Annotated in this window: 1 protein-coding gene; it reads left to right on the top strand. The window is 74.3% G+C overall.

What is annotated here, in order from left to right:
* Positions 1-169 precede the first annotated feature (169 nt).
* Positions 170-3,197, top strand: a 3,028-nt coding sequence (locus tag H5J30_RS23650) for a type I polyketide synthase (protein ID WP_374101016.1), incomplete at its 3' end; no start/stop codon positions are given.

Below are 3,197 nucleotides of genomic sequence, written 5' to 3'. Positions count from 1 at the left end.
AGCCCGCGCCGCCTGCCGGGACGGCGGAGACCGACGACGCCGACGCCGACCTGGACTCCCTCGACGCCCAGAGCCTGATCGACATGGCCCTCGGCGACGACGATCCCGACTCCGAACAGGGTGAGGCGCGATGAGCAGCACACCGTCGACCGAAAGCCTCGTCGAGGCCCTGCGCAAGTCGCTGCGCGAGGGCAAGCAGCTCAAGCGCGAGAACCGGCGGCTGGCCGAGGCCGCCCGCGAGCCCGTCGCGATCGTCGGCATGGCGTGCCGCTTCCCCGGCGGCGTCGGCTCGCCGGAGGACCTGTGGGACCTCGTTGCCGCGGGCCGCGACGCGGTGACCGCGTTCCCCACCGACCGGGGCTGGGACCTCGACGCCCTCCACGACCCCGACCCGGACAAGCCGGGCACCTGCTACGTACGCGAGGGCGGATTCCTCGACGGCGCGGGGGACTTCGACGCCGAGCTGTTCGGGATCTCGCCGCGCGAGGCGCTGGCGATGGACCCGCAGCAGCGGCTGCTGCTGGAGACGAGCTGGGAGGCGTTCGAGCGCGCCGGGATCGACCCGGCGTCGGTACGCGGCAGCCGCACCGGCGTCTTCGTCGGCGGCGTACGCCAGGACTACGGCCCCGCGCTGCACGAGACCGTGCCCGACGTGGCAGGACACCGCCTGACCGGCATCGCGGCGAGCGTGCAGTCCGGGCGGGTGTCGTACGTCTTCGGGCTCGAAGGGCCCTCGGTGACGGTCGACACCGCGTGCTCGTCGTCCCTGGTCGCGCTGCATCTGGCGGTGAACGCGCTGCGCGCCGGGGAGTGCGGGACGGCGCTGGTGGGCGGTGTGGCGGTGATGACGAGCCCCGGCGTCTTCGTGGAGTTCAGCAGGCAGCGCGGGCTGGCGCCCGACGGCCGGTGCAAGTCGTTCGCCGCGGCGGCGGACGGCACGGGCTGGGCCGAGGGCGTCGGCGTACTGGCCCTGGAGCGGCTGTCGGACGCGCGGCGCAACGGGCGTACGGTGCTGGCCGTGGTGCGCGGCTCCGCGGTCAACCAGGACGGCGCGAGCAACGGGCTGACCGTGCCCAACGGGCCGTCGCAGCAGCGCGTCATCCTCGACGCGCTGGTGAACGCCGGGCTCGCCGAGTCCGACGTGGACGCGGTGGAGGCGCACGGCACGGGCACGGAGCTGGGTGACCCGATCGAGGCGGAGGCGCTGCTCGCGACGTACGGGCGGGGGCGTCCCGCGGACCGGCCGGTGTGGCTGGGTTCTGTGAAGTCCAACATCGGGCACGCGCAGGCGGCGGCGGGTGTGGCGGGGATCATCAAGATGGTCCAGGCGATGCGGCACGGGGAGTTGCCGGCGACGCTGCACGTGGACGCGCCGACGCCGCACGTCGACTGGGAGTCGGGCGCGGTACGGCTTCTGACCGATGCCCGCGCGTGGCCGGAGGTGGACAGGCCGCGGCGGGCGGCGGTTTCGTCGTTCGGGATCAGTGGCACGAACGCGCACGTGATCCTGGAGGAGGCTCCGCAGGAGGCGGCTGCCGATGAGGCGGTGCGTCCGGGGGCGTTGCTGTGGCCGTTGTCGGCGAAGAGCCGGGTGGCTCTGGCGGCCCAGGGGGAGCGGCTGGCGGCGTACGTCCAGCGGCATCCGGAGACGGATCCCGCCGATGTCGCGCACACGTTGGCCGTGTCCCGGGCGGGGCACCGGCACCGCGCCGTAGTCCTGGACGGCGACCCGGCGGCGCTGGCCGCACTGGCGGAGGGCGCCGCGCACCCCCACCTGATCACCGGCCCCGACTCCGCCCCGGTCTCCGGCAAGCTCGCCTTCCTGTTCACGGGGCAGGGCAGCCAGTTCCCGGGGATGGGGCGGGAGTTGTACGCGCGGTTCCCGGTCTTCGCGGAGGCGTTGGACGAGGTGGCGGCGGCGCTGGATCCGCAGCTGGACCGGCCGTTGCGTGAGGTGATGTTCGACGCGGAGGCCGAGGTGCTGGGGCGTACGCGCTACGCGCAGCCCGCGCTGTTCGCCTTCGAGGTCGCTCTCTTCCGGCTGCTCGGCCACTGGGGTGTGGCGCCGGACTATCTGGCGGGTCATTCGGTGGGGGAGGTGGCTGCCGCGCACTGCGCGGGCGTTCTCGACCTGGCCGATGCGGCGTTGCTGGTCGCCACCCGGGCCCGGCTGATGCAGGAGATGCCCGCGACGGGCGTCATGATCTCGCTGCGTGCCTCGGAGGAGGAGATCGTCCCGTACCTCACCGACGGCGTGACGATCGCGGCGCTCAACAGCCCGACCACCACGGTCATCTCCGGCGACGCGGCCGAGGCGCGGGCCGTCGCGGAGCGGTTCCGTGCGCGTGAGCTGCACGTGAGCCACGCGTTCCACTCGCCGCACATGGACGGCATGCTGGACCCCTTCCGCGAGGTCGTCCGCAACCTCACGTTCCACCCGCCGCGGATACCGATGGCCGGGGATGCTGACCGTTTGGTGGACCCCGAGTACTGGGTGCGTCAGGTCCGTGAGCCGGTCCGGTTCTCCGCGGCCGTCGAGGCGCTGCGTGCCGCGGGCGTGACGACGTACGTGGAGACCGGTCCCGACGCCGCACTCACCACCCTCGCCGCCGAGTGCCTCGCCGACACCGACGTCCCCAACCTCACCGTCCCCCTCCAGCGCCGCACCCACGACCAGGTCCGCACTCTCCTCACCGCCCTGGCCACCCTCCACACCCACCACGCCGCCAGCCCCCGCTGGGACGCGCTCCTCCCCGCCGCCCGCCTCACCGACCTCCCCACCTACCCCTTCCAGCACCGCCGCCACTGGCTCGCCCCCGCCGCCACCACCGGCGACGTCACCCGCGCCGGTCTCGGCACCACCGAACACCCCCTCCTCGGCGCCGTCGTCGAACTCGCCGACGCCACCGCCGACGGTCTCGTCCTCACCGGCCGCCTCTCCCTCCACACCCACCCCTGGCTGGCCGACCACGCCGTGGGGGACACCGTCCTCCTCCCCGGCACCGCGCTGGTGGAGCTGGCGCTGCACGCGGCGCAGCAGCTCGGCGGCGGCCACGTCGAGGAGTTGACTCTCGCCGTCCCGCTGCGCCTCCCGGCGACAGGGGCGCTCGACATCCAGGTCGCCGTGGGAGCGGGCGACGCCGACGACCGGCGGCCGGTCACCGTCCACTCCCGCCCGGCCGGCGACGGCGACGGCT

Origin of the sequence: Streptomyces phytophilus, from assembly GCF_013870535.1 — a bacterium.
Classification (GTDB): domain Bacteria; phylum Actinomycetota; class Actinomycetes; order Streptomycetales; family Streptomycetaceae; genus Streptomyces; species Streptomyces phytophilus.
The sequence above is the reverse complement of the archived record's forward strand: the minus strand, read 5'-3'. Positions and strand labels throughout refer to the sequence as shown.